Raw genomic sequence first — 23,355 nt, forward strand, 5'->3', positions numbered from 1 at the left:
TGATCACTGGGAGTATGGGCAGGTGAGTGCTGACGTGTTGGGACGCTGGGTGCCGGATCGTCCCGAGGATGTGGCCGCGATCTTCGCCAAGGCGGACTTCCCGTGGTGGATCGCCGGTGGCTACGCGATCGAACTCGCGGTCGGCCGCGAGCTGCGCGCACACGGCGATCTCGACGTCCTCGTCCTCCGGCGCGACCAAGCCCTCGTACGTGGCCTGCTGGCCGACTGGGACCTGTACGTGGCGGACCCGCCCGGCCAGGGGGAGCTGCGACCGTGGCGACCTGGAGAGTTCCTTCAGCCGCCGCTCCACGACATCTGGTGCCGCCGCACGCCCAAGGCGCCCTGGTCGGTGCAGCTCATGCTGGACGAGGCCGAGGGCACCCGGTGGGTCTCGCGGCGTGACCCGGCGATCCGCCTCCCGATCGACCAGCTCGGACGCACGACCGAGACGGGCATCCCGTATCTCGCGCCCGAGGTCCAACTCTTCTACAAGGCGAAGGCGCCCCGGAAGAAGGACGAGATCGACTTCGAAGCGGTGCTGCCGCTGCTCGACGCTCCGGCACGCGCCTGGCTGGCGGACGCGGTCAGCGTGATCGCGCCCGATCACCCCTGGCTCGGGCGGCTCCCGCCGGTCAGCCGAACGTGAGCAACGGGACGTCGTAGAGGTCGGGGTTCCGGGGCCGGGTCATCGTGGGCGTCGTGACCTCCACGACCAGCAGTTCGCTGAGGAACTGGACCTTGGCGCTGAGGAGGTGGCTCGTCCTGCCGTCGGCCGACTGGGCCTTCAGGCCGGCGGAGACGTGGATGTGCGGGAGTATCCCGCCGGTGGCCGGGTCGTGAGCGAGGGTGCCGGCGCCGAACGCCTCGACGTTGGTGACGTACGTCTTCGCCCAGACCGGTGCGTCCGGGTCGGCGAGCTTCTCGCAGGCACCCACGATCTCGGCCTCCGCGAAGGCCCCGATGAACGAGGGGATGTAGCCCTGCCGTACGCCGTTGTCCCGGCAGAAGGTGGACAGCGCCTCGAAGAAGTCCTCCCCGTGGTCGAAGGTGACGCCGAAGGTACGGCCGACGGTCAGCTCGTGAGCACGCATGTGCGGGTGTCTCCTGAAGAGGTGGGGTCAGCGGGCGAAGGCGGCGGTGAAGGCCTGTCGGACCGCGGCCCCGTCGGCGCCCTGGGCGAGCAGGGCCTGCAGCAGGAGCCGGGCCTGGTACGGGCCGAGGTCGCCGGCGCCGATGAGTCCTCGTCCGAGGAGGTCCTTCTCGGAGCCGGGGAAGCCGTACGTGTCGGACAGGACGGGGCCGTTGCCGATGCGGGAGGCGAGGACCACGGGGATGCGGGACGCGAGCTTGGTGAGCCCTTCCACGAGACGCTCCGGGACGTGGCCGACGCCGAAGGCGCCGACCACGAGCCCGTCGCAGCTGCCGTCCCACAGGTCGAGCAGTGCACCGTCGTCGCCGAGGGTGACGACGTAGAGGCCGACACGCGCCTCACGGTCGGGGGCGCCGACCAGCGGTCCGCGGGGCGGTAGGCCGCCCGCCATCCGCACCCGGTGCTCCGCGACCCGCGCGATCGGTCCGCACGACGGGGAGGTGAAGGCGGCTGGGCTGGTGGTGTGGGACTTGCGGACGGTCCAGGCCGAGTGGATCTCGTCGCCGAGGACGACGAGGCAGCCGGCGCCCCTGAGTCCAGGGTCGGCGGCGGCCAGGACAGCGGCATAGAGGTTGGCCGGGCCGTCGGCGCCGGGGAGGGTGGGGTTGCGCATCGCGCCGGTGACGACGACCGGCTGCTCGTGGCCGTGGTAGAGGTCGAGGAGGAAGGCGGTCTCCTCGATGGTGTCGGTGCCCTGGGTGATGACGACGCCGTGGACGTCTCCGGTCTCCAGCTCCGCCGTCATCGCGGCCGACAGTGCGGTGAGGTCCTCGAAGGTCAGGGAGGCTCCGGGTAGGCGTCGGAAGTCCCTCACCTTGAGGCCGATGCCGCTCGTGGCCAGGGCGGGTACCGCGGCGAGGAGTTCGTGGGCGGAGAGCGCGGGTACGACGCCTCCGGTGGTGGGATCGGTGGTCATGGCGATCGTGCCGCCGAGGGAGAAGACCGCCACGTTCCTGACCGACTCCGTCATGTCCCCTGCTCCCCTGTCCGGACGCCGCCGAGCGCGGCCTCGCGAGTGGTTCAGGCAGGCTATCGGGTCGGCGCCGTCCGGGTACGCGGAATGATCACCAGCTGTTCGGCCACGAAGCGGCAGGCGGCCTCCAGCCCTTCGAGGCCGAGCAACCGGCTGCGCGGCCGGGCCAGCCGCTCCGGGCCGACGGCCGACAGCTGTGCACACCGGCGACCGAGCCAGGAGGCGTCGAGGCCGAGGTACTCCGCGGTTGCCGCGAGGCGTTGTCCGGCCTGCTCGGCCGCCGTGGCCGAGTGGTGGCTGACGTGGCCGGTCACGTCGGCGAACGTCCGCAGGGCTCCCGGCCGCGCGGTGACCGCGAGGTGGGACGCCCCCTCGGTCCGTACCCATGAGGCGATCACAGCTCGGCGCCCGTGGGCGAGGGCGAAACCGTCGGTGTGCGCGAAGCCTCCGTCGTCCGTCACCCAGGTACGGATACCGAAGGACTCCATGAGCGCGATGGCGAGGAACAGCAGAACGCGCTCGTACGCCGGCGAGGAGGCGACCGCCGTCTCGGGGACGCAGAACCCCCGGCCGCTGGTACCGCCTGGACGCCGGGGCGCCATTCGTTCGAGGTAGCGGTACTTGTGCCGGAAGAACAGCCAGGTGGCGGCCTCCTCACCGCGCTGTTCCCTGGTCCAGAAGACGGGTGCGTCGCCCAGGTGGTCGCGGTGGCCCAGGATGTACCGGGCTGCGGTCTCCGAGCCGATCAGCATCGTGGACACTTCGGTCAGGCCGTGGTCGGAGGCGAGCGGCGAGCCTGGGGAAGCGGTGAGCGAAGCCAACGAGGTGTGCAGGGCCTGGTCGTCGCCGAGCAGCGCCGCCTCGAATCCCGACATGGCCCACAGGATGCCGTAAGTCAGGTCGTCCAGTTCGTACGCGGCCGGGATGTCGACCGGGTCGGAGGCGGTGCCGCGTACGCCGCTCGGCCTGGCGTCGGTGACGAACTGCCGGACCGCCCCGTCCACCGTGCGGTTCGCGACGACGAGCGCGCGCATCGGCATGGTGCGCCAGGCGTCCAGCTCCGGGCGGGAGTCGAGTCGCAGGCTGTCCCCGATGAAGGAGGCCGCAGGAAGGGTCAGCACGGGCAGCGCCGTCGTCGAGACGGACCGGCCGGCGGGTAACAGAAGCTGGCCCGGGCCTTCGGGCAGCGCCACGTACCCACGGGCCCCGGTGTCCGCCGATCCTGGTGGGCTCGTCGCGTCCGGGGTGTGCGGATCGGCCGTGGGCAGGAGCCCGAGCAGTTCTTCCGGAACTCCCAACGCATCGGTCCACTGGACGAACTGCCGTCGGTCGCGGATCTGTTTGAGCCCACGCTCGAGTCTGCTGACTTCGGCCTGGTCGATGCTGACCATCCGCGCCACGCCGGCCTGGGAGAGGCCCGTGTGCTTCCTGAACAGCTTGACGACGGTGCCGAGTTCCCATGCGGCCACGGCTCGCCGGACCGTCGGATCACGCCAGAAGGCCGGGTCGGCCCGTCGGGCGGCCGACCCGTCCTGGCACGAGGCGCATCGTGTACCGGCGTTGAAGCGACTGAGAAGGGCACCGCAGCGCGTACACCGCCGCTGTCCGCTGTCGACCATGGTCGGCATTCTCCCTCGCTCTGCGACCACCCGGACACGTTCCGCTGGTGGCGCTCATAAACACTCATGAGCGTGGGCCTTCGTGGCGGCCATCGTGGTGGAGCACCACCGACCGGAGCCGCGTGCCGCGACTCCCCGGACGTGAGGATCCGACCTGTGACCTCCTTGACCCTGCCGCCCCGGCCACCCGGTTCGCCGCCGCTGGTCCATGCCTGGCAGACGCTGGCGGACGGGCTGCTGACCCAGCGGCTCCATCTCCACCTCGACGAATGGCGGGCTGCCGTCGCCGAGGGAAAGGTGCTGCCGGACGTGCCGGGCGCCGATGTCTCCGTGCTGGCCCAGCGCCCGTCTCCGCTGCCCGCTGGCGGCGAGTCCGCGATGGCGCTGCTGGAGAATGCCGGGCTCGGCTTCTGGTGGGAGCTGCCCCAGCAACACGGAGCGGAGTCGCGGAACCGGCACGGGGCACTTCAGCGCGCCGCCGACGCCGCTGCCCAGAGCATCCTCGCGGAGCAGTCCGGGGCGGCCTGGTCCGACGCCGTGACCGCCGCCAGCGCCGCCGCCGCGTGGTGGGTGGGCTTCTTCTCGGTGATCCGCCACCGCGGGGTGCACCACATCACGCTGGAGCCGCACCCGGGTCCGCTCCACGAACAGGCCCTGGGCACCGCGGTGAGCGTCGTGGCCCACGGCATGGCCACGCGGGTGCTGGAGGCGGCGCTGCGTGACTCCGACGACGACCCGGCCCTCCGCGCCGCGTACTGCCGGGCCATCGAGGCCGGCATCTGCGCCGAGCCCGAGCTGCCCCGCCTCATCGACGAGTTGGCGGAGCTCCGGCTCGTGGACCTGGTGTCCACCACGGCCCGCTGGCGGGGTCGCTTCACCAAGTACGCCGGCGGCACGGGGGCGGGGCAGGTCGAATGAAGCACCGCTATCCGTTCATCGTCATCGAGGGGCTCGACGGCACCGGCAAGACGACGCTGCGTAAGGGCCTGTTCCGGCTCTGGGAGGGGCTCTACGGAGTCACCCCGCTGTGCATGCTCACCACCAACTTCCTCGCCGCCGACCAGGCCGCCGCCATCGCCACCGGCAAGTACCAGCCGAACGCCGGGAACCGTGACGCCTACCTGTCCGCGATCGCGGCGGACAAGCGGGCCACGCTGGATCGCCTCGTGCTCCCCCAGCGGCCGGCCCGGCCGGTGATCGCGGATCGCTGGCTTCTCAGCGAGCTGGCCTTCTTCGCGGTGAAGCACGGTATGAGGGCGTCGGAGACGTACGAGACGCTGGCCGTGCAGCTCACCGTGGCCCCGGATCTCACGCTCGTCCTGGACCTGGAGACCGACGCCTCGATGAGCCGGGCGCAGGCCCGCCAGGGAGACGCCGTCCGGGCCGACTGGGACGTGCACGACGTCCAGAGCCGGGTTCGCGAGACCTACGAGGCCGTGGTCACGAAGCCGGGCGAGTTCCCGCTCCTCGGCGACGTGGTCCGCCTGGACGCCCGCCGGCCCCGGTCCGAGGTGCTGCTCACCGCCTGGGACGTACTGCGCGAACGGCAGCTGGTGCCGTCGCTCGCCGCCCGTACGGACGGAGGAGAGACTCATGGCTGACGGCACGAAGGCGATGCATCTGCGTGAGGCCCTCGCCGACAGCGAGCGGGCGCACCCGCTCCTGGCGATCGGTGCGGTAAACGCCCTCGCCGCGCACGTCGCGGCGGAGGCGGGCTTCGACGCCCTGTGGGTGAGCGGTCTGGAGGTGTCCGCGGCCTCCGGGCTGCCGGACGCCAACGTCCTGGGCCCGCGCGACCTGTCCGACGTCGTCGCCTCGCTCGGCCGTGTCACCGAACTGCCCGTCATCGTGGACATCGACAACGCGGGCGGTTCGGGGCGCGCGGCGGAGCGGTTCGCGTCCGACCTGATGCGCGCCGGAGCCGCGGCGGTGTGTGTCGAGGACAGCGCGTACCCGAAGTGCAACAGCTTCGCGGCCCACCGGGCCCAGAACCTCGCCGACCGGGACCTGCTGTGCGAACAGGTGGGGCGCATACGGAAGATCGCCGGTGACGGCCTCGTGGTCGTGGCCCGCACCGAGGCCCTGATCGCCGACGAGGACATGGCCACGGCGATCGCCCGTGCCGAGGCGTACGCCGAGGCCGGAGCGGATGCGGTACTCATCCACTCCAAGGACGCGACCGGTGATCAGGCACGTGCCATCGGGCGAGCGTGGAGTCACGGCGTGCCGCTGGTCAGCGTGCCCACCGCGTTCCCCGACCTGAGCGCCGCCGAACTCGGCGAGGCCGGCTTCCACCTCTGCATCTACGCGAACCAGCTCAGCCGTGCCGCCCTCGCGGGTATGCGCGCCGCCGCCCGTCAGTTCCGGCGAGGAGGGAGTTTCCGCTCCACCGTCGCGGGGTCTCTGGCGGAGGTCGGCGACCTGATGCGTGTCGGCGAGCCGGAGGCGCTGTCGTGCGTCTGACACCCGAGCTGCCTCGGATCAGTGTCTCCGTGAAGGCGGCGGTCGTGCGCGACGGCGCTGTCCTGCTGCTGTCGTACGACGACGAGGCCGGGTTCCACTACAACCTTCCCGGCGGCAAGGCCAAGGTCGGCGAGGACCTGCGCCAGGCCGTGAACCGCAAGGTCGCGCAGGAGACCGGCCTGCAGGTCGTGGCCCGGCGTCTGTTGTGCGTCGTCGAGTACGTCCCCGAGTCGTGGCAGGGCGAGTTCGGGGACGTACAGAAGGTTCAGTTCAACTTCCTCGCGGAGCAGGTGGACGACGCGGAGCCGCGCATGCCGGAACCGCCGGACCCCATCCAGGTGGGCTTCGAGTGGGTTCCGCTGGAACGTCTGGGCGACGTGTACCTGCTGCCCCGGATCAACCGCCCACTGTCGGCGGCGTTGAGAGGGGAACTCGCCGACCCCTTCGTGGACAGGTGGTGACCTTCATGGATCCGACGCTGAAGGGTCTCCGGGAGTGGCTGCTGCGGGAGCACGCAGGGACGGTGTGTGCCGACCGGCTCCACGTGATCGCCGACGAGCTCGCCGGCTTGACCGCCCGCGGCGTGCCGGGCGCCGTGGTGGAACTCGGCTGCTACAGGGGTGCGATGGCCCTCTGGATCCGTAGCGTGCTCGACTCGCTGGGCGACCGCGACCGCGAGATCCACGTCTACGACTCCTTCCAGGGCATGCCCGCGCCCGGCGCCGAGGACTCGGACCATCTGGCGGCGGGCGAGCTCCGGTCGTCCCCGGACGATGTGCGCGCCACACACGCGGCCTGGGGCAGGTCGGCACCGGTCATCCATCCGGGATGGTTCGACGAGACCCTTCCCATGGAGCTGCCCGACGAGATCGCGTTCGCCTACCTGGACGGCGACTTCTACGACTCGACCCTCACGGGACTCACGCACTGCGTCACCCGCCTGATGCCGACAGGTGTGCTGCTCGTCGACGACTACGCGGACACGGCGGTCAACCCACGCGCCTGGGACGGACTCCCGGGGGTGAAGCGCGCCTGCGACGCGTACTTCGGCGCGCCCTCGCCCATGACCGTCGTCGTCGGCGAGGGCGATCTCGCCTTCGGCCGGTACGAGAAGCCGGAGTTCCCCGGATGAGCGCTGTCCTGGTGCTACGCGGTGCGGCGGACGCGAGCGCGATCCGCCGCGCCCTGCCCGATGTCCTCGTACACGAGTTGCCGGACCTGGACTCGCCTCCGCCCGCCGACACGGCCGTACTCGTCCTGCGCTCCGGCGTCCGTCTCGGCGAGAGAGAGCTGGACGCGCTCCCTAACCTGCGGCACGTCGTACGGACCGGCTCCGGCATCGACCACATCGACGTGAGCGCCCTCCGGCACCGTGGCATCACGCTGCACCGCAACGCCGAGGCCGGCGCGGACGCCGTGGGCGAGTGGGTCCTCGCCGCTGCCCTCTCCCTGGCGCGACGGATCCCCTTGGGGCAGCACGCGCTCCTGCTCGGCCGGCACGAGAAGGAGGCGTGCATGGGAGCGTCACTCGGCACCCTGGCCGCGGGTATCTGGGGCGCAGGTCCGGTGGGACTGGCCGCCGACTGGGCCCTGGCCCCCTTCATGGGCGGGACGGCCTTCGCCGCGTGGCCGTCGAACCCTCCCGGTCTGCGGGAACTGTCGCCGACAGCCCTCGTGGAGCAGTCGCAGGTACACGTGGTCGCTCTGCCGCTGCGTCGCACGACCGAACAGCTCATCGGCGAGGACTTCCTGGCACGCGTCGCTCCGCAGCGGCCTCTACTCATCTGCGCAGGGCGGCTGGAGACCCTTGACGTCGCCGCCTGCCTGCGGGCGCTAGCGGATGGGAGGCTCTCGGGCCTCGCCCTCGACCCAGTCGAGCGGGAGCACCTGCCGCTCCTGACCGGCTCCACGACACCGCTCAACCTCCTGGCCTCGCCCCACATCGGCGCCCAGCGGTCCGACGTGCGCGGCGCGCTCGACATATGGGCCATAGATCTCCTCAGGGAGATCACCGCTGACGACAAGATCCTGATCGAGGGAGGCCACCGGTGAACCCATCGGCACGACTGCGCCGGGAGATCGCCGACAGAGTCGCCCAGGCGCTGGTCGCGTCCGGCGAGGCCCGTGAGGTCTGGCTGGAGGGAGCCCTCGCCTGCGGCTTCGCCCACGCGGCGAGCGACATCGACCTGCGTGGCATCGTGGACGGCGACCTTCCGACGTGGGAGTCACGCATCGTGGACGGCGTCCGCGTCGACCTCCAGGCGACGGCGCCGCAGCGGGCGGAGGAACTCCGTCACCTGCTCCGCTCCTTCGACGTCCGCCGCGACGACCTCGGATCGTTCCGCCGGGTACGCGCCTCGATGCACGACCTCATGTGTCTGCGTACCGCCCTCTCGTACGGCTCGGGGCGCTGGGATCCGGTACTCGCTCCCGGGGAGCGCCAGGGCTACCGACGCTGGGCGGTCGCCGACCAGGCAGAGGTCGCGGCGAGTCTCGCGGAGGACCTGACCGGCCTCGTCGAGGACGGCCTGACCGAATCGGTCGGTGTCGTGTGCCGGAAGCTGGAGAGCTGCCTCACCGCGCTCGGCTGCGCGGCGGCCGGCCACCCGGTCCTGGGCGACAAGTGGCTGCCGCTGCTTGCCGGCGCGCAGCCCCGCCCGTCGATCGACCCGACTCGCGCGGAGACGTGGGAGTGGTTCCGTCCCGTTCAGCGACGCGTGGCCAGAGCGCTCCTGGACTGCTGGCCCGTCGACGACCCGCTGCAGCAGCCTCCCCATCTGGGTGCCCCTGACGCCGGCTGGCTGCCCCAGCGGTACGCCGACGGGTGGTTCCTTCGCCGTGGCGACGTCCACATCCCCCTCACCGGCGGACAGCTTCTCGGGTGGCTGTCCACGGTCTCCACCGATGGCGCGTAGACCGCGCCTCTCCTCCTCCGGAGTCCTCTGATGCCCGTCACCCGCACCGCCTCCATCGACCTGGAGAGTCTCTACGCCCCGCTGTCGAGCACCGGGCCGGACACGGCCGTGTCCGTCATCCTCAAGCTCCGCGGGGAGACCTGCGACATCGACTGCCTGTACTGCTTCGAGAAGCGCAAGGAGTCACCGGGCGGCGCCCGGATCAGCGCAGAACAGGTCCACCGCCTCGGTTCGATCTTCTCCGGGCGTCCGCTCAGCGTCGAACTCCACGGCGGGGAGCCCCTGACCGCCGGCCGGGAACCGATCGCGGAGATCCTGGACGCGCTCGCCGCACAGCCGAACGTCATCCGCGTGAGCCTCCAGACCAACGGCCTCCAGCTCGACGACGCCTGGCTGGACCTGTTCGAGCAGCACTATCCCCAGCTGGAGATCGGCCTCTCCCTCGACGGGGACGCGCTCGGGAACTCGTGGCGTGTCGGTTACGACGGCCAGCCCACGTACCCCCGAGTGATCGAAGCCCTGGAACTCCTCGGCCGTCGGGAACGCCGCGTCGGCGTCATCTGCGCCGTCACCCCGTACGTCCTCGGCCGAGCCTCCGAGGTCATGGAGCACCTCGCCTCCTTTCCCTCCGTGACGACGGTCAGCCTGGTGCCGTGCTTCGACGCGGCGGTCACCCGGTCGACCACTGTGGCGGGATCCCGTACGCCGACCAGCCGGGCACTCCAGCGACGGGCCATCGGCCCCACCGGCCCGGCCTGGGCCGTCACGCCGCGCCAGTACGCCGACTTCGTGCTGCAGGCCGCCCACCACTGGGTCGCCAACGGCCTGTTCCACCGCGTCAAGCTGGAGCCCGTCGTCTCCGTCATCCGCCGCATGAGAGGTCTACAAACCCGTTCCTGTCACTTCTCCGACTTGAAGTGCGACCACGTCCTCACCCTCTATCCCGATGACCGCCTAGGAAGCTGCGACGAACTGCCCTGGCCCCAGGCCGGCCTCGCCGCGCTCGGCGACGTACACGCTGAGGCCGACGTGGCCGGTGCCCAGGGCAGCTCTCCCCTGCTCCGGCAGGCACGCTCCCTGGTCACGAAATGCACGACCTGCGACTACCGCGACACCTGCGGCGCGGGCTGCCCGGCGGTCCGCCTCCGCTTCGCCGCCGCGGGCGACGAAGACGCGTACTGCGACCACCGCATGCGCCTGATCGACGGCGTCGCCGCCCTGCTCGCCCAGCCGGATCTCCCGCCCAGTGCCTCCTGTTCCCGGCTGCGTTGGCGTCCCGTCCGCCCCAACGACATGCACCACGTCGTGGCGTTCCTGGCCCGCTGGGACGCCCCCGCCGCACCGCGCCAACCAGCACGCCTCCAGGTAAGCGCGCACGGCAACATCAACACGGTCGGCCTCCCCGGGGTTCACGAGGCGGATGATCTCGACCCGCGGCACCCCCAGTGGTACGAGGGCATCGAGCCCGGCGTCCGCCCGGTCGTCGAAGCGCTCACCGCGGGCTGGAACACCGTCACCTATGACAGCTGCCAGGGCCACGCCTACGCCGACCTCCCTGGAGCCGAGCCCCGGTTCCTCTCGGTCGGCGTCCTGCCGCGCGACCGCGCCGAGTACACGCGAACAGCGGCGCGCCTGTGCCGTGCCGCCAGCCGAGCCGAGTCCTCCCTGCCCGGAGCGTGTTCGCTGGTCCTCGGCCGCAACGAGCTCACGTGCCGCACCACTGGCCGGGTGTATCCGACCCTCGACCTCCATCTCGTACCCTCTGCCGGCACCACGCCTGCCGAGTACTTCGAGGACCTCACCGAGGCAGTGCACGTACTCACGGAGGCCCTAGCCGAAGCCGCCTCTGCCCCGCCGTCCACCCTCTGCGCCTGCGCGACCGAAGCCCACTCCAGCGATGGAGGCGAGCAGTGATCCACATCGCCGAAACGCTGTCCATCCGGACCGTGGAAAGCTTCCTCAAACCGAACGAGATCGAGCGCCTCAACGACGTCATGGACGACGCGCTCGGCTCCCTCGGGCGCGACCGGTACGGCGCGGGGCGCCATACGACCATTCACGAGATCCCCGGTCACTCCCCCGCCGAGGCGCAGGACGTCTACGAGCCGGCCGGCCGGATCGAGATGACCGACATCCCGTACGAGGCGACCACCCTCCTCGACCAGGCCCTCAAGCTCCACATGTCCGCCATCACGCGCACCCTGCCGTCGGTCACCTGCCACCGGCCGTGGATCTACCTCGAGTACGGCGCCGGCCAGTACATCACCCCGCATGCGGACGGCATCGCCCCCGATCCCCTCACCTGTCCTCGGCAGATCGCCGCCGCGACGGTCACGCTCACGGACATCCAGGACACAGGCGGGGCGTTCTACGTGGAGACCACGGGCAGCAACGCCGCCTGGACCACCGACGAGGCGCCGACCGAGTCGGGTTACGCCCCGGGGATGCGCTTCGCACACGACGGAACGGACATGTCCTCCCCCTGGTTTCGCGCCATGCCCCGCACCCGATGGAGCGTCGCACCCGCTCCCGGCACTCTCGTGGTCTTCGGCAGCCAACTCGTCCACGGCACCGAACCGGTCCGCGCCGGCCGCGTTCGCAAGTTCCTGACGCTCTTCGTCTCCGAGTAAGGAGCCGTGCATCCGTGACCGGCCCCCGCGGCCCGCCCGCACCAGTCCTACGCCCCGACCCACGGCCCCTACCTGAGGAGAGAGAGCGAGCAGTGGAAGACGACAAGACGTTCGACGAGTTCCTGGAGGCGGTCGCGTCCCTGCGTGACAGCGGCCCCGTTCGCACCACCGCGCACACCTCCAACGCGGCCACCGAGACCTGGCTGGCCACCATGGTGCAGCCTGACGCCGCTGAGCCCACCACCGAGTCCTGACCCGCCACGGGGCCGGGCCCGTCCCGGTCCGGCCCCGTTCCACTCCCGGAGCCCCAGATGAGCGCTCTCTCCCCGGAAGCCCTGGTCGCCCTCGACGGTATCGCCGACCACCAGCGCCAACGGACCAGCCGCATCGCCTCCATGCTCGGCAACCGCCTCGGCTCGTCCGCTCTCGACTACTCCGTGGCCCACCACCTGCTCGAAGGCGCCGAACACGCGGCGCGCGCCCGGGACGCGGACCGCCTCGCCTGGTTCCGGCGTACGACGGTGCGAGACCTGACGCACCTGTCGGCCGGCCCGCACATCGTGCTCAGCGCTCGCCCCGCGGACCTGCTCCGGTCGGAGATCTCCGAAACCGCGTACTACCTCGTCGGCCCCCACACCAGCCCTGCCCCACCCGAGGCCCTTGGCCTCGTTCGTGCCGCCCTCGCCTCCGCGGCCGAACACGGCTTCGGCACCCTGCTCACCCAGCACGCCCCCGTCATCTGCCTGCTCAACCGTCGCCGACTCGACGAGACCCTCCACAGCTGGGCCCTCACCCGCCTCCCGGGCACGGTCTTCACCGACTACACCGCGCATCCCGAGGTCCTGGCCCGCGACCTGATCCACGAGGCCGCCCACAACTGGCTCAACGACGCCCTGGCCGCACACGACGTGCGCCTCCCCGCCGACCTCACCTTCTTCTCACCCTGGCGTGGGACTACTCGTCCCGTATACGGCTTCCTTCACGCCTGCTGGGCCTTCTCCCTCACCGTGCTGTACGCACGGCAGGCCCGCCGTGCCGCCACAGGGACTGTGGTCCCCTTCCTCGACGCCCACCTTCGCCAGCAGGAGAGCCAGTTCGCCTCCGTCACTGACTCGCTGGTAGAGGCGCTCTCCTACGTCCCCGCCGAGGTGGTCCGTAATCACATCAGCCGCGCCGTGGGCAGAGCCACTCACGGGATGTAGCGTCGGTGGGTCGGGCCACTCCGGAACGAACCCCCAGGTCACCATTCAGGACACAGAGACGTGCGTGCCGTACCTGAGCTCCCGGTCCCCGCGTACGCCCCCGGCCGCCCGCGCGGCGACAGCGTCCGCTCCCTGCATCACACGTGCACAGCGCGAGCCAGGGATGGCGGCGCGGCGCTCGTGCCAATGCTGAGGCAGTGTCCGGCTCGGGGAATACTCTGAAGGTCAGACGGCTATCTGAAAACGCGGCTCTGTGGCGCTCGCGATGAAGTAAGCCACTCCCCAGGCGCTGGCCGCGAACACCCTGAGCAGCAGGAAGGCGCCCGCCAATTCGCCTGGCAGGGGCGCCCTCGATCACTTCCCGGCGGTCAACTTCCCGCAGCCTCCGGCTTGGCGACGAGCTGCACGGACGGTGTTGGGTCGGTCATCATGCCTCCTCAGTCTTGCCGGGGGTGAACGCGGCAGCGACGAGTTGGAGGGTGATCGCCGCCTTTACGACGACCGCGTCTGTCGGTTCCTCGACGTCGGCTGCGCGGAGGTTCTCGATGACCATCTTGACCATGGGGTTCGTGCACAGGACGACTGCCTGGTCCTGGCTGGTCGGGATGCTGGGCGGGAAGTGCACGATGCCCGCGCGGGCGAGCTCGGTCTCAATAGTGCGGGCCACGGTGCTGCCGGTGCGGCCAGCCCCGAGGGTGTCGCGCAGGCGCCGAACGTTGACTTGGAGAACGCCACGCTTCTGCTCGATCTCCTCGACCAAGGCGGCGAATACGAGCGTGGTCGATGCGGTCATGATCGAGTTCCATCCTGGGTCCGGAGCTGGTTCTGGGGATGGACGAAGGGGAGGCCGTCCGCAGAGTAGACAGTCTCCGTGAAGGTCTGGAAGCCGAGGTTGTTGAACGCCTTCATAGCCCGCGGGGAGTCAACGTTCCCCAGGTCTTCGCTGCCGACGACGGTCCGCAGTAGGTCCTTCGGTGCCCAGAGGACGGAGCCGACGAGTACGCCGTGGCGTTGAGGGCGGACGTTCGGACGCGCGTCGGCTGCGGCCAGGAGGACAGTCCCCTCGGTGAGTGTGATCTGCTCGCCGTTGATGGTGAGGGTGTGCGTGGGCAAGGTGGTTCCTTCCTGCACGATGAGGCCCCGGCCACCGGACGGCAGCCGGGGCGATCGTAGGACAACCTGCCGGAGCATCGGACCGCGAGCGCGGCGGACCAACAGTCCGGGCAGTGCTTCCAGCGCAACGTCTGGATGCTCTCGGAGTTGGTCAAGGGCAGGCGGGATCAACGATGATGCTCCGGCAGGCACGGTCTTCCCGGCAGGTCACGGGGCGTCGCGCCCTGTTTCATTCTCCCTGGCCGACCAACTGGCAGCTCGTCATGAACCGGAAGCCTGGTGACTATGTCGAATCCCTGCACACCCAACCCACCGCGTACGTGAAGATCAAGGGATGGATCTTCAGGAATTTGGGGCCATAGCCGCCGTTGTCGTTGCTGCCGTTGGGGTCCCAGCGGCGCTCGTTGTGGGCCGTTGGCAGATGAAGGCAGCCATACGTGCCGCAGAGCAGTCAAGTCGCGCTGGATTCGCCCAGGCAGAGGCCAGTTACCGCGCTGCTCTCGACGCTGTGCGAGCCGAAGCCGCCAACACGCACTCTCAGTGGCGGCGCGGGCTACGGCGAGACGCCTATACGGCGCTGCTCTTGGCCGTCCACCAGGCACGTACCGCTGGCCGACTGCTGACTGAAGGCTCCGTCGAAGACCGCGCGTCTCGCGGGGTGTTTCCGGCGCAGCGCACCGCTCTTGCCGCAGCGCGGATTGCGACACAGGAGGCCGCTCTCGTCGTCTCCCTGGAGGGCCCAGAGCAGCCTGCCGTCAAGGCAGAGGCTCTCGTTCATCGCTGCGAGCGGTTCATCGACGTGCGTGAAACAAGAGCGGAGGTAGATGAGGCCGCGCACAGCATCCGGGCAGCACGCGCCGGCCTTGCCGTAGACGATCCGCTGAGCGAGTTCGTCGAAGCCACGGACGTAGTCAAGGCACAGATCCATGTGTACCCGGACGGCTCGGCGGCCCTGGAAACAGAACTACGCGTGCGCTCATCGCCATCACAGATCCGCGACCTGCAAGACACCGCGTTTACAACGCTGATGCAGATACCCAGGTCTCTTCGCAAGCAGGGAATGACCTTCCTCCACGCCAGCCTGAGGCACCCGGACTTGGTCCGCGAAGAGTGGCAGGGGACCGATGCGCAGCTTCTGGATGCCCAAGAGGAGTTCCTCGCCGCTGCCAGGGCTGTCCTGGATGGCAACAGCACGTCTCAATGAGCCCGCCAACGTGATTTCCACTGATCAACGGGGCCGGTGTGCTGTCTCGGTGAGGTGCTCGCGCGGGTCCGGCTGGCGATCGTTAGCACGTGATCGTCTGCCATGGGCGGTCTCTGGCGTTCTCGGATCGGGGCGGCAGACCGGCTACGGCCTCGGGAAGTGAGGGTGCCGGTCGTACTCGGGGTGACCCGGGAGGCAGATGTCCACGATCTGTTCACCCGGGATGTCGGCGGTGTAGTGGATGGTGACGCCGTTGCCGTCCAGGCCGAGGTGAATACCGATGAAGTCGAAGATGAGTTCCCGACCCGTGCCCACGGCAGCTTGAGTGGAAACGTCGATACCCGCGATGATCAGCGATGGGTGCCCGAGGCGGCGGATGCTCTCGAACTCGCCGTCCGTCCAGACGGGGCCGAACTGCCGTACCTCTCCGCCCCAGTTCGACAGCAACCGGTGGGGCCACGTCTTCGCGAGCGGCTGTCGAGAGCTGACCACGCTCACCTCTCCGAACCGATACCGCACCGTGTGCGGCGGCTCGTGGGCGAGCGCAGTCGATTCACGCAACGCGTTCACATAGTGCGCGGGGATGCTGCCCGCCTTGATCGCCCTGTCCACCCGCTCGGTCAGGGAGCCCTCGGTCAGGGTGCGCAGGCCGGACGCCCGGACGTCCTCGATCTCGTGATCGAGGAGCCGGGTCGCGTGGTACGTGCGCAGCAGGCGTCCGGCGAGCATCTCGCGGACCTGGTCGTCGTGCTTGGCGAGCTCGCTGGCCTCGTTGTGAAGGTCGCTCCCGGTGTCGAGCATTCCGGGGACGGCGAAAGCGAGTTCGGCGATCAGGTCGGAGAGGTCGGCCGGCCACGTGGCGGGGTCGTCGAGGTCGACGGTGTTGGGTGCGATCACGACACAGGCATACCGGATCGGGACAGGCACGCACACCGGGATATCGGTGGGCACGACCTCACGAGCATGTGGTCGCCCCGGCGGCTACTCGGCCTGCTTGCCCGGCACATTGCGCAGCAGCGCGGCTGTCATTGCCAGCAGGGTCTCGGCTTCGGCACGGCTGTACTCGAAGTCGCGGGTGATCTCGTCGTCGTGGAGCGCTCCGCAGGTCTGGCTGTACAGAGAGTCCAGAATCCGCCACCAACGCTCGGACTGGCTGCAATCACGTGCGCGCTTGCCCTGGCTGGACTTGTCCCATCCGCAGTTCTGCTGCACCCATTCCAGTGCCAGCCGGATCTGCAGAATCGCCGGCAGGATCTCGCCGGCGTTCAGGAGCCGCTGAGCTTCCCGCAAGGTGCGGCCCACCTTGTCCCGCTCGGGATCACCGAGCGGATACGGGACGGCCATCTCGTACGCCGCCGAGGGGCCCAGCTGCGCAAGCTGGTCCTCCCAGCGGCTCTTGGCGATGGTGAACCGCAGGGATTCCTCTGTGGAGCCGGGGTACCCACTTGCTCGGGGCAACGTCGCCCGCATCGTGACCTCGAACGCGATGTCCCCCTGGCGCCCCTCATCTACCGCGTACACCTGGCGCGAGGTCAGCGGGAAGGGCAGGTTCAGGCGGTGGATCAGTATCTGCTCGGTGTACGGCAGGCTAGTGGTGTACCGGGCGAGCCGCGACCGCTGACCGGGCACGGTGCCGAAGCCGAACAGCTCGACCTCAAGGGTGAGAATTCTGCCGGCCTTGACGAACGTCGGCACGGAGACAGCGAGCGGGACGAACAGCTCATGGCCGCCGAGCGCAGGACGCAGAGCCACCTGATCGCCGCTCACCTCCACAGCGAACCGGATGTTCTCGTCGAAGCGGAGTTCCTGCACCATGCCCCCAGAGTGGTCGTGATCAATGCCCTGATCCTGCCGCACCACCACCGGCAGGCGCACTGCCAATTGGAGACGGCCCCTGGTTCGCTGCCACGAGCGAGGTGGAACGTCCACCGACGCACTGTCGGGCCATCCTGAGCGGCGGCGACCGCCACCAGCCTCATCGCCGAGCAACCCAGTCCCGCCCAGCTGGCGACCCTGATCCGTGATCACTGGCAGATCGAAGCCCTGCGCCACGTCAGAGACACCACGTTCGCCGAAGACGCCTCACAACTACGAACCGGCAACGCATCCCGGACTATGGCCACCTGGCGCAACCTCACCATCGGCGCCCTACGACTGACCGACCCGACCAACATCGCCGCCGCTCTGCGATGCAACGCCCGCAACGCGGACCGCACGCTCGCCCTGCTCGGGCTCAAGCGATCACGAAACGGAAACCCGCCGACTGCGCCGAAGCCCTGGGCCCGGTGGGTACAGATCAGGCCGCATTTGACGTAGGAGCTGACCAGCTCGGGTGGATATGAAGCCAGGAAGCTCCCCGATCTCCCCCCTGTCGGCGAGCCATGCCGGACGGTAATCGAACGGTGGGCGGCGTGCCCTCCCGGGCATCATCGCGACTTTACCACCCAAGGCGACACGGGTCGTCAAATCTTCTCTTTTCCAAGAATTTGGCGCGGCCGGAAACATCGACTACAACACCACCCACACCGAAAAACGCGGCCACCGGCCGGGTGAGCAGAGATGGGTGAACAGGTTGGCTCAAATCATCGACAACGGTTCTGCCGTGTCCGGCAAGCGGTGGACCGTCCGCTACAGGGAGCCGGGCGGACGCACCGGGCGTCAGCGGGAGAAGTCGTTCGCCCGGAAGAAGGACGCGGTCGACTTCGCCACCAAGATGGAAGGCGACAAGCGCGAGAACATCTACGTCGACCCCGACGCCGGCAAGGTGTCGCTCCGCCGGTACGCGGACGACTGGCTCGCGAAGAAGTCGGCTTCCGCCGGCACCCTCGAGTCGTACGAGCGCATCGTCCGCCTCCACGTGGTCCCCCACCTGGGGAGCAAGATGATCTCGCAGGTCACCGCAGCGGACATCGAGGGTCTGTACGCACGTTGGCGCCGGGATGGGGCGGCCCTCAACACCATCGAGTCCCGGCACATCGCCCTCTCGGCGCTGTTCTCCCACGCTGTGCGCCACAGGCGGATTCCCGTGAATCCCATGACGCAGGCCGAGAAGCTGGAGAACCCTGTCATTCCTGTCGACGACAGGAAACTTCCCAGCTTCGACGAGATAACCGCCATCGCCGAGGAGATCGGGCCTCGTCTGTCTCCGGCGATATGGCTCATGACGTGTTGCGGACTTCGTATAGGGGAATCTCTGGGAGTCTTCCCGGAGGACATGCGCGATGGCACCCTGCGAATCCGGCGGCAGGTGATTCGTTACAAGGACGCCTCCGGAAAGTACACGCCGAAATACGCCCCGTTGAAGCATCGGAAAGAAGGCGAGTGGCGCGACATACCCGTGCCGGCTTCCCTTGAGCCATTCATCGACCGGCTTCCGATCCGAAATGCAAGCGGCGGAATGCCGTATCCCGATCTTCTACGCAAGTCGTGGGACCGCGCCATCAAACGGCTCGAGCTTCCCGCATACAACCCGCACGACCTGCGGCATAAATGGACCACCGTGGCCCTGACCAACGGAGTGTCCATTCACGAGGTGTCTCGCTGGCTCGGACATCGTTCGATCAAGGTCACGGTGGACCGGTACGGCCACCTCACGCAGGACGGCCAGGAGCGCTGCCGTCAGGTCGTCGAGACGACCGTCGGGCCGCACATGCTCACACCAGGCCGAGCGCCTGCAGTGCGCGGTGCTGACTTGGTGCTGACTTGACCGGCCAGAAGAGGTAACAGACACCGCCCGTACCGCCTCTGACCTTGCCGTTTGCGTCATAACGCTTGGTCCGGAGCCAGATGTTCTCCCACTCGCGCCGTCGGTAGACCCGGCGGACCGCCTCGTTGCTGGGGGAGGCGGGGTCGTTGGCGATCACGTCGCCGTCCGCGGTGAAGCCGATGACGGTCATCAGGTGGCCCGAGGTGCCGTAGCCGGCGCCGGTGAGTTCTTCCTTGCGGAAGGACTGGGACGTTATGGCCGGGATGCCGGCGCGGATCAGGGTCTCCAGGTCGGTGAGCGAGCCCAGGCGGGTGACGACCGCGTTCATGTCGGGGTAGGCGGCGGCGTAGGCGGCGTTGAAGGGCCAGTTGCCGCAGCCGGCGTACTGGTAGTCGTAGGTGTGGCGGGCCGCGTGGCAGACCTGGGGGTCGGCGAAGTCGGGGTTCACCCAGGCGAGGTCGGCGGTGGTGGGGCGGCGGCCCCAGTACTCGACGATCATCTGCGAGGAGGTGGGGCTGCACCAGGCCTCGCCGCCGTTGTCGTACTCGGGGTACTGGCCGACGTGGGTGTTCTGGGAGTAGCGCGGCACGGTCAGCTCGTGGTCGAGGCCGGGCGCGGAGGCGGGGACCTCGAAGCGGTCCGGGATGTCGGAGGCCATCGCGCCGAGCCGCCAGACCACCGGCGAGAGGTCCGTGCCGGGGGTGCGGTGGAGGGTGAGGCGGAGCTGGTACGAGAGGAGGCGGAGGCCGTTCGCCGGGTCGTCGATCGAGAAGGTGTCGGTCCAGATGGAGGCCCTGCCGTCGCTCTGGTCGTCGACCGAGGTGCGGCGGATGTCGGCGTCGCCGGAGGCCCAGCGGCCCATCACGAACCACGGGGTGTCGGTGCCGTCGCCGTACGTGCCGCGCAGGTCGACCTGGATCCAGGTGCCGGGCGGGGTGTGGGCGTTCCAGGAGGCGATGACCTCGGTCGCGGGGACCGTGGAGGTGTGGACGGGCGAGGTCCAGGTCGCGTACTCCCAGGTGCCGGTCCGGCCGGTGTGCGGGTCGGTGTAGTCGGTGCGGCCGGCCGGGGCGGCGAGCACCAGGCCGGGGCGGTGGCCGGCGACGGCCCGGGTGCCGGCCGCGGTGCCGCAGCGCCAGTCGGTGTACGTGGACCAGAAGCGGTTGTCCACGCGTCCGGGGGCGGGGGCACGACCTGGGGCGGCCTCGTCGGCGCGGGCTTCCGTGGCCGCGGCCGGCGCGGCGGACGCCGCCGTTCCGGCCGCCGCGGCGAGGACGGCGGCGAGGACGGTTCTGCGCGGGGTGGCAGGGGGCATGGGCGGTGACCCTCCAGTCGGTGGTGGCGAACGGACGGGCTGCGGGCCCCACTATCGCGGCTCGCGGACGCCTTCTGCCAGCGATTCGACACGTGCCGCGCGAGCAATATTGGTCTCCACCAGTGGCGGGACGAGCCCCGCTGACCTGGGGCGGATCCCGGAAGCCCGCTCCCCTATCCTGAAGCCATGACCGCCGACCCCGACCCCGGCCCCGGCCCCGGCCTCGACCGCGCCGCCACCGCCCTGCGCCTGCTGCCGCCCTCCTGCGGCCCGGTGCGGCTCGTCGCGGTCGACGGGCACGCCGGATCCGGCAAGTCGACGCTCGCCGCGCGGCTGGCCGCCGCCCTGGGCGGGGCGCCCGTGCTGCATCTCGACGACCTCGCGAGCCACGAGGATCTCTTCGAGTGGGACGGCCGGCTCCTCGACCAGGTCGTGGTGCCGCTGTCCGAGGGCCGGGCGGCGCGCTATCACCCGTACGACTGGAATCTGCGCTCCTTCGGCCCGGCGCGGACGCTGGAGCCGGCGCCGGTGGTGCTTCTGGAGGGCGTGGGGGCCGGGCGGCGGGTGGTGCGGCCGTTCCTGGCGCGGCTGCTGTGGATGGAGCGCGGTGCCGAGGAGTCCTGGGCGCGCGGGCGGCACCGGGACGGGCCGGCGCAGGCGGATTTCTGGGACGGCTGGACCGTGGCGGAGACTCGCCATTTCACGGAGGACCCGTCGCGGCCCTTCGCCGACACCTTGGTACGGGAGCGCGGGAAGGGTTACGAGTGGCTGCCAGGGCCCTCTGTGACAGCGGGCCCGAACCAGATCATCACCCATCGTGACGGGTCCCCGGCCGCAAACTGAGTGGGCGGAACTCCACTTCCGCAAGTGCCTCAACTCGGCTTGACCCAAGGGGCGTACAGGTCTTACGTTCTGAATGTGCGGCTCTGCGGAGTCGCCGCGGACGCGAAGCCCCCGGTTGTTCCCCCGTGATCGGGGGCTTCGTTCCGCCCCCGTCATCACCGTGGGTCACGACCGGTGGACGGCCGGCGGATCGCGTCGATCACGGCCGATCGCCCTCTTCTCCCTCATCACGCACCCCCTGCGCAGGTACGATGCCCCTCGGTGCGGTCAATTCCCGTCCACGTGTAGACGGTTGTGGGGGACCCGATGGACTTCGGCACACAGGGCACGCATGCCCCCGCCGAGCTCGCCTGGCTGCGCGGAGTCGACGCCTACACGATGGGCGCGTATCCGCAGGCCGAGGAGGAGTTCCGGACGGCGGTGCGCATCGACCCCGGCATGGCCGACGGCTGGCTCGGGCTGCACGCGCTGCGGGTGGACACCACGACGGCGCTGCTGCGGATGTACCGCAACCGCGAGCGCTTCGGCGAGCAGCGCACCCGGCACCGCCGCACCCTCAACTCCTGGTACTGGCTGGGCTGGTGGGTGCAGCCGGTGCTCGAGACGCCGCGCGATCTGCTGCTCGCGCACGCCTCGCACTGGCTCGACGGACGGCACGTTCCCGAGCTGGACCGGGCGCTCGCCGGGCTTCCGCCGGTCGACGCCGATCCCCAGGTGCGCTTCCTGCACGCCTGCCGCGCCTATCTGGTCAAGGACTGGGAGCAGCTGGTCCGGCACACCGAGGCGCTGGTCGACGATCCGCTGCTCGGCATCGAGGCGGGTCTGTTCGGCGGCATGGCCCGGGTGCGCCTGGAGATGTACGGGCAGGCCGAGCCGCTGCTCTCGGCGGCGCTGATGCGCTGCCGCAGCGAGCAGCCGCAGCGCAAGGAGCTGCGCTACTGGCTGGCCCGGGCGCACGAGGGCACCGGCCGGTCCGCCGCCGCGCTGCCGCTCTACCGGGCGGTGCACCGGATCGACCCGGCGTTCATGGACACCGCGGCGCGGCTGGCGGCCATCGCCGAGTACGACGGCTTCGAGGGCCCGGACGACCCGGTGGGCTACGCCCCGGCGATGTACGGCGGGCTCGGCCAGGACACGGTGGACGGCGAGCGGGACGGGCCGGAGGGCCCGGGCGGCGACGGGCTGCTGCTCAGACCGGAGACCGGCCCGCCGCCCGCGCCGCCGGAGCCGCCCGATGTCGTACGGCAGAAGGCGGCCGTCCCGGCGCAGCCGGTGCCGCCCCGCTTCCCGGCCGGCACCACCGACCCGGAGCTGCTCGCCGAGGCGCTGGCGGAGCTGGAGCGGATGGTCGGGATGGAGCCGGTGAAACGGCAGGTGAAGGCCCTGTCGGCCCAGCTGGAGATGGCCCGGCTGCGCGCCGGGCAGGGCCTGCCCGTCCAGCCGCCGAAACGGCATTTCGTCTTCTCCGGCCCCTCGGGCACCGGGAAGACCACGGTGGCCCGGATCCTCGGCCGGGTGTTCTACGCGCTCGGGCTGCTCGGCGGCGACCATCTGGTGGAGGCCCAGCGGGCCGATCTGGTCGGCGAGTATCTGGGCCAGACCGCGGTCAAGGCCAATGAGTTGATCGACTCGGCGATCGGCGGGGTGCTCTTCGTCGACGAGGCCTACTCGCTCTCCAACACCGGCTACAGCAAGGGCGACGCCTACGGCGACGAGGCCCTGCAGGTGCTCCTCAAGCGGGCCGAGGACAACCGGGACCATCTGGTGGTGATCCTGGCCGGCTACCCGGAGGGCATGGACCGGCTGCTCGCCGCCAACCCCGGGCTCTCCTCCCGCTTCACCACCCGCGTCGACTTCCCCTCGTACCGCCCCCTTGAGCTGACCGAGATCGGCAAGGTGCTCGCCGCGGCGAACGGCGACGGCTGGGACGAGGAGTCCCTCGACGAGCTGCGCTCCATCAGCGGGCACGTGGTCGAGCAGGGCTGGATCGACGAGCTCGGCAACGGGCGCTTCCTGCGCACCCTGTACGAGAAGTCCTGCGCCTACCGCGATCTGCGGCTGTCCGGCTACGGCACCGTGCCGAGCCGCGAGGACCTGGCCACGCTGCGGCTGCCGGACCTGATGCAGGCGTACGGCGAAGTGCTCTCGGGGCGCGGCCCCATGGACCGGGGACCGCAGGAGCCGCCGGGCATCTGACCGGCGGCTCCCCCAACGCTCTGGCC

Annotated in this window: 24 protein-coding genes; 16 read left to right on the plus strand and 8 right to left on the minus strand. The window is 70.1% G+C overall.

All coding sequences use genetic code 11. The annotated features are described in order from the left end of the window. The first annotated feature begins 22 nt into the window (after window positions 1-22). The gene (locus tag JAO84_RS05445; RefSeq protein WP_370410905.1) at window positions 23-646 is read left to right on the plus strand and encodes an amino acid transporter; all 624 of its coding nucleotides are present in this window, start codon (window positions 23-25) and stop codon (window positions 644-646) included. On the opposite strand, the gene JAO84_RS05450 is transcribed toward JAO84_RS05445, so the two are convergent. Genes JAO84_RS05450 through JAO84_RS05460 form a run of 3 tightly spaced genes read right to left on the minus strand, consistent with a single transcriptional unit; the run spans window position 633 to window position 3,592 of the window. Continuing rightward, window positions 633-1,091 carry a PPC domain-containing DNA-binding protein gene (locus JAO84_RS05450; protein WP_370410907.1) on the minus strand — a complete coding sequence of 153 codons (459 nt, stop codon included), beginning with the start codon at window positions 1,089-1,091 and terminating at the stop codon, window positions 633-635. The genes JAO84_RS05445 and JAO84_RS05450 overlap by 14 nt on opposite strands. 27 nt (window positions 1,092-1,118) lie before the next feature. Next, window positions 1,119-2,120 (minus strand): asparaginase, encoded by a 1,002-nt coding sequence (locus JAO84_RS05455; RefSeq protein WP_370410908.1) that lies wholly within the window; start codon window positions 2,118-2,120, stop codon window positions 1,119-1,121. A gap of 59 nt (window positions 2,121-2,179) precedes the next feature. Then, window positions 2,180-3,592 carry a helix-turn-helix domain-containing protein gene (locus JAO84_RS05460; RefSeq protein ID WP_370410910.1) on the minus strand — a complete coding sequence of 471 codons (1,413 nt, stop codon included), beginning with the start codon at window positions 3,590-3,592 and terminating at the stop codon, window positions 2,180-2,182. 306 nt (window positions 3,593-3,898) lie between these two features. Between JAO84_RS05460 and JAO84_RS05465 the strand changes: the two genes are divergently transcribed. The 11 genes from JAO84_RS05465 to JAO84_RS05515 all read left to right on the plus strand — a co-directional run bounded on the left by JAO84_RS05465 (window position 3,899) and on the right by JAO84_RS05515 (window position 12,952). Continuing rightward, complete coding sequence (locus tag JAO84_RS05465; protein WP_370410912.1) at window positions 3,899-4,660, plus strand: hypothetical protein; 762 nt, start codon at window positions 3,899-3,901, stop codon at window positions 4,658-4,660. Next, complete coding sequence (locus JAO84_RS05470) at window positions 4,657-5,343, plus strand: dTMP kinase (protein ID WP_370410914.1); 687 nt, start codon at window positions 4,657-4,659, stop codon at window positions 5,341-5,343. Before JAO84_RS05465 ends, JAO84_RS05470 begins: the two co-directional genes overlap by 4 nt. Continuing rightward, window positions 5,336-6,205, plus strand: a complete 870-nt coding sequence (locus JAO84_RS05475; RefSeq protein WP_370410916.1) for an isocitrate lyase/phosphoenolpyruvate mutase family protein — start codon at window positions 5,336-5,338, stop codon at window positions 6,203-6,205. Before JAO84_RS05470 ends, JAO84_RS05475 begins: the two co-directional genes overlap by 8 nt. Further along, a complete protein-coding gene (locus tag JAO84_RS05480) occupies window positions 6,196-6,666 on the plus strand; it encodes an NUDIX domain-containing protein (RefSeq protein ID WP_370410918.1) in 471 nt (156 codons plus the stop codon). Before JAO84_RS05475 ends, JAO84_RS05480 begins: the two co-directional genes overlap by 10 nt. Window positions 6,667-6,671: 5 nt before the next feature. Further along, window positions 6,672-7,337 (plus strand): TylF/MycF/NovP-related O-methyltransferase, encoded by a 666-nt coding sequence (locus JAO84_RS05485; protein WP_370410920.1) that lies wholly within the window; start codon window positions 6,672-6,674, stop codon window positions 7,335-7,337. Next, window positions 7,334-8,257, plus strand: a complete 924-nt coding sequence (locus JAO84_RS05490) for an NAD(P)-dependent oxidoreductase (RefSeq protein WP_370410922.1) — start codon at window positions 7,334-7,336, stop codon at window positions 8,255-8,257. Before JAO84_RS05485 ends, JAO84_RS05490 begins: the two co-directional genes overlap by 4 nt. Continuing rightward, the gene (locus JAO84_RS05495) at window positions 8,254-9,120 is read left to right on the plus strand and encodes a hypothetical protein (RefSeq protein WP_370410924.1); all 867 of its coding nucleotides are present in this window, start codon (window positions 8,254-8,256) and stop codon (window positions 9,118-9,120) included. The genes JAO84_RS05490 and JAO84_RS05495 overlap by 4 nt, the downstream gene beginning before the upstream one ends. A gap of 30 nt (window positions 9,121-9,150) precedes the next feature. Further along, complete coding sequence (locus JAO84_RS05500) at window positions 9,151-11,034, plus strand: radical SAM protein (protein ID WP_370410926.1); 1,884 nt, start codon at window positions 9,151-9,153, stop codon at window positions 11,032-11,034. Next, on the plus strand, window positions 11,031-11,750 hold the full coding sequence (locus tag JAO84_RS05505; RefSeq protein WP_370410928.1) for a 2OG-Fe(II) oxygenase: 720 nt from the start codon (window positions 11,031-11,033) through the stop codon (window positions 11,748-11,750). The genes JAO84_RS05500 and JAO84_RS05505 overlap by 4 nt, the downstream gene beginning before the upstream one ends. A gap of 92 nt (window positions 11,751-11,842) precedes the next feature. Beyond that, window positions 11,843-12,004, plus strand: a complete 162-nt coding sequence (locus tag JAO84_RS05510) for a hypothetical protein (protein WP_370410930.1) — start codon at window positions 11,843-11,845, stop codon at window positions 12,002-12,004. Between the two features lie 57 nt (window positions 12,005-12,061). Beyond that, a complete protein-coding gene (locus tag JAO84_RS05515) occupies window positions 12,062-12,952 on the plus strand; it encodes an HEXXH motif-containing putative peptide modification protein (RefSeq protein WP_370410932.1) in 891 nt (296 codons plus the stop codon). A gap of 427 nt (window positions 12,953-13,379) precedes the next feature. Here JAO84_RS05515 and JAO84_RS05520 read toward each other — a convergent pair whose 3' ends face one another. Together JAO84_RS05520 and JAO84_RS05525 are read right to left on the minus strand one after the other, a co-directional pair. Beyond that, window positions 13,380-13,745 carry a hypothetical protein gene (locus JAO84_RS05520; RefSeq protein WP_370410934.1) on the minus strand — a complete coding sequence of 122 codons (366 nt, stop codon included), beginning with the start codon at window positions 13,743-13,745 and terminating at the stop codon, window positions 13,380-13,382. Beyond that, entirely contained in the window at window positions 13,742-14,065 is a 324-nt protein-coding gene (locus JAO84_RS05525; RefSeq protein WP_370410936.1) for a hypothetical protein, read from the minus strand. The genes JAO84_RS05520 and JAO84_RS05525 overlap by 4 nt, the downstream gene beginning before the upstream one ends. Before the next feature lie 334 nt (window positions 14,066-14,399). Here JAO84_RS05525 and JAO84_RS05530 point away from each other — a divergent pair, with 334 nt between their 5' ends. Further along, on the plus strand, window positions 14,400-15,269 hold the full coding sequence (locus JAO84_RS05530; RefSeq protein WP_370410938.1) for a hypothetical protein: 870 nt from the start codon (window positions 14,400-14,402) through the stop codon (window positions 15,267-15,269). A gap of 144 nt (window positions 15,270-15,413) precedes the next feature. On the opposite strand, the gene JAO84_RS05535 is transcribed toward JAO84_RS05530, so the two are convergent. After that, a complete protein-coding gene (locus JAO84_RS05535) occupies window positions 15,414-16,166 on the minus strand; it encodes a hypothetical protein (RefSeq protein ID WP_370410940.1) in 753 nt (250 codons plus the stop codon). 84 nt (window positions 16,167-16,250) lie between these two features. Continuing rightward, window positions 16,251-17,084, minus strand: a complete 834-nt coding sequence (locus JAO84_RS05540) for a hypothetical protein (protein ID WP_370410942.1) — start codon at window positions 17,082-17,084, stop codon at window positions 16,251-16,253. Window positions 17,085-17,832: 748 nt separating this feature from the next. Between JAO84_RS05540 and JAO84_RS05545 the strand changes: the two genes are divergently transcribed. Next, a complete protein-coding gene (locus tag JAO84_RS05545) occupies window positions 17,833-18,975 on the plus strand; it encodes a tyrosine-type recombinase/integrase (RefSeq protein ID WP_370410944.1) in 1,143 nt (380 codons plus the stop codon). Here the strand turns inward: JAO84_RS05545 and JAO84_RS05550 are convergent. Next, window positions 18,923-20,290, minus strand: a complete 1,368-nt coding sequence (locus tag JAO84_RS05550) for a peptidase C39 family protein (RefSeq protein ID WP_370410946.1) — start codon at window positions 20,288-20,290, stop codon at window positions 18,923-18,925. The two genes, JAO84_RS05545 and JAO84_RS05550, sit on opposite strands and share 53 nt — an antisense overlap. Window positions 20,291-20,476: 186 nt before the next feature. Here JAO84_RS05550 and JAO84_RS05555 point away from each other — a divergent pair, with 186 nt between their 5' ends. After that, window positions 20,477-21,133: a uridine kinase gene (locus JAO84_RS05555; RefSeq protein ID WP_370410948.1), complete on the plus strand. Its 657-nt coding sequence runs from the start codon at window positions 20,477-20,479 to the stop codon at window positions 21,131-21,133. Window positions 21,134-21,439: 306 nt separating this feature from the next. After that, window positions 21,440-23,329 carry an AAA family ATPase gene (locus JAO84_RS05560; RefSeq protein WP_265867099.1) on the plus strand — a complete coding sequence of 630 codons (1,890 nt, stop codon included), beginning with the start codon at window positions 21,440-21,442 and terminating at the stop codon, window positions 23,327-23,329. Window positions 23,330-23,355: the final 26 nt, after the last annotated feature.

The sequence above is a fragment of the Streptomyces fradiae genome, assembly GCF_041270065.1.
Lineage (GTDB): Bacteria > Actinomycetota > Actinomycetes > Streptomycetales > Streptomycetaceae > Streptomyces.

What these genes read in the sequence shown, in the direction of transcription:
- JAO84_RS05450 (WP_370410907.1), bottom strand. Translation starts at nt 1,091, where the DNA reads ATGCGTGCTCACGAGCTGACCGTCGGCCGTACCTTCGGCGTCACCTTC.
- JAO84_RS05455 (WP_370410908.1), bottom strand. Translation starts at nt 2,120, where the DNA reads ATGACGGAGTCGGTCAGGAACGTGGCGGTCTTCTCCCTCGGCGGCACG.
- JAO84_RS05470 (WP_370410914.1), top strand. Translation starts at nt 4,657, where the DNA reads ATGAAGCACCGCTATCCGTTCATCGTCATCGAGGGGCTCGACGGCACC.
- JAO84_RS05475 (WP_370410916.1), top strand. Translation starts at nt 5,336, where the DNA reads ATGGCTGACGGCACGAAGGCGATGCATCTGCGTGAGGCCCTCGCCGAC.
- JAO84_RS05485 (WP_370410920.1), top strand. Translation starts at nt 6,672, where the DNA reads ATGGATCCGACGCTGAAGGGTCTCCGGGAGTGGCTGCTGCGGGAGCAC.
- JAO84_RS05490 (WP_370410922.1), top strand. Translation starts at nt 7,334, where the DNA reads ATGAGCGCTGTCCTGGTGCTACGCGGTGCGGCGGACGCGAGCGCGATC.
- JAO84_RS05500 (WP_370410926.1), top strand. Translation starts at nt 9,151, where the DNA reads ATGCCCGTCACCCGCACCGCCTCCATCGACCTGGAGAGTCTCTACGCC.
- JAO84_RS05515 (WP_370410932.1), top strand. Translation starts at nt 12,062, where the DNA reads ATGAGCGCTCTCTCCCCGGAAGCCCTGGTCGCCCTCGACGGTATCGCC.
- JAO84_RS05520 (WP_370410934.1), bottom strand. Translation starts at nt 13,745, where the DNA reads ATGACCGCATCGACCACGCTCGTATTCGCCGCCTTGGTCGAGGAGATC.
- JAO84_RS05530 (WP_370410938.1), top strand. Translation starts at nt 14,400, where the DNA reads ATGGATCTTCAGGAATTTGGGGCCATAGCCGCCGTTGTCGTTGCTGCC.
- JAO84_RS05540 (WP_370410942.1), bottom strand. Translation starts at nt 17,084, where the DNA reads ATGGTGCAGGAACTCCGCTTCGACGAGAACATCCGGTTCGCTGTGGAG.
- JAO84_RS05550 (WP_370410946.1), bottom strand. Translation starts at nt 20,290, where the DNA reads ATGCCCCCTGCCACCCCGCGCAGAACCGTCCTCGCCGCCGTCCTCGCC.
- JAO84_RS05555 (WP_370410948.1), top strand. Translation starts at nt 20,477, where the DNA reads ATGACCGCCGACCCCGACCCCGGCCCCGGCCCCGGCCTCGACCGCGCC.
- JAO84_RS05560 (WP_265867099.1), top strand. Translation starts at nt 21,440, where the DNA reads ATGGACTTCGGCACACAGGGCACGCATGCCCCCGCCGAGCTCGCCTGG.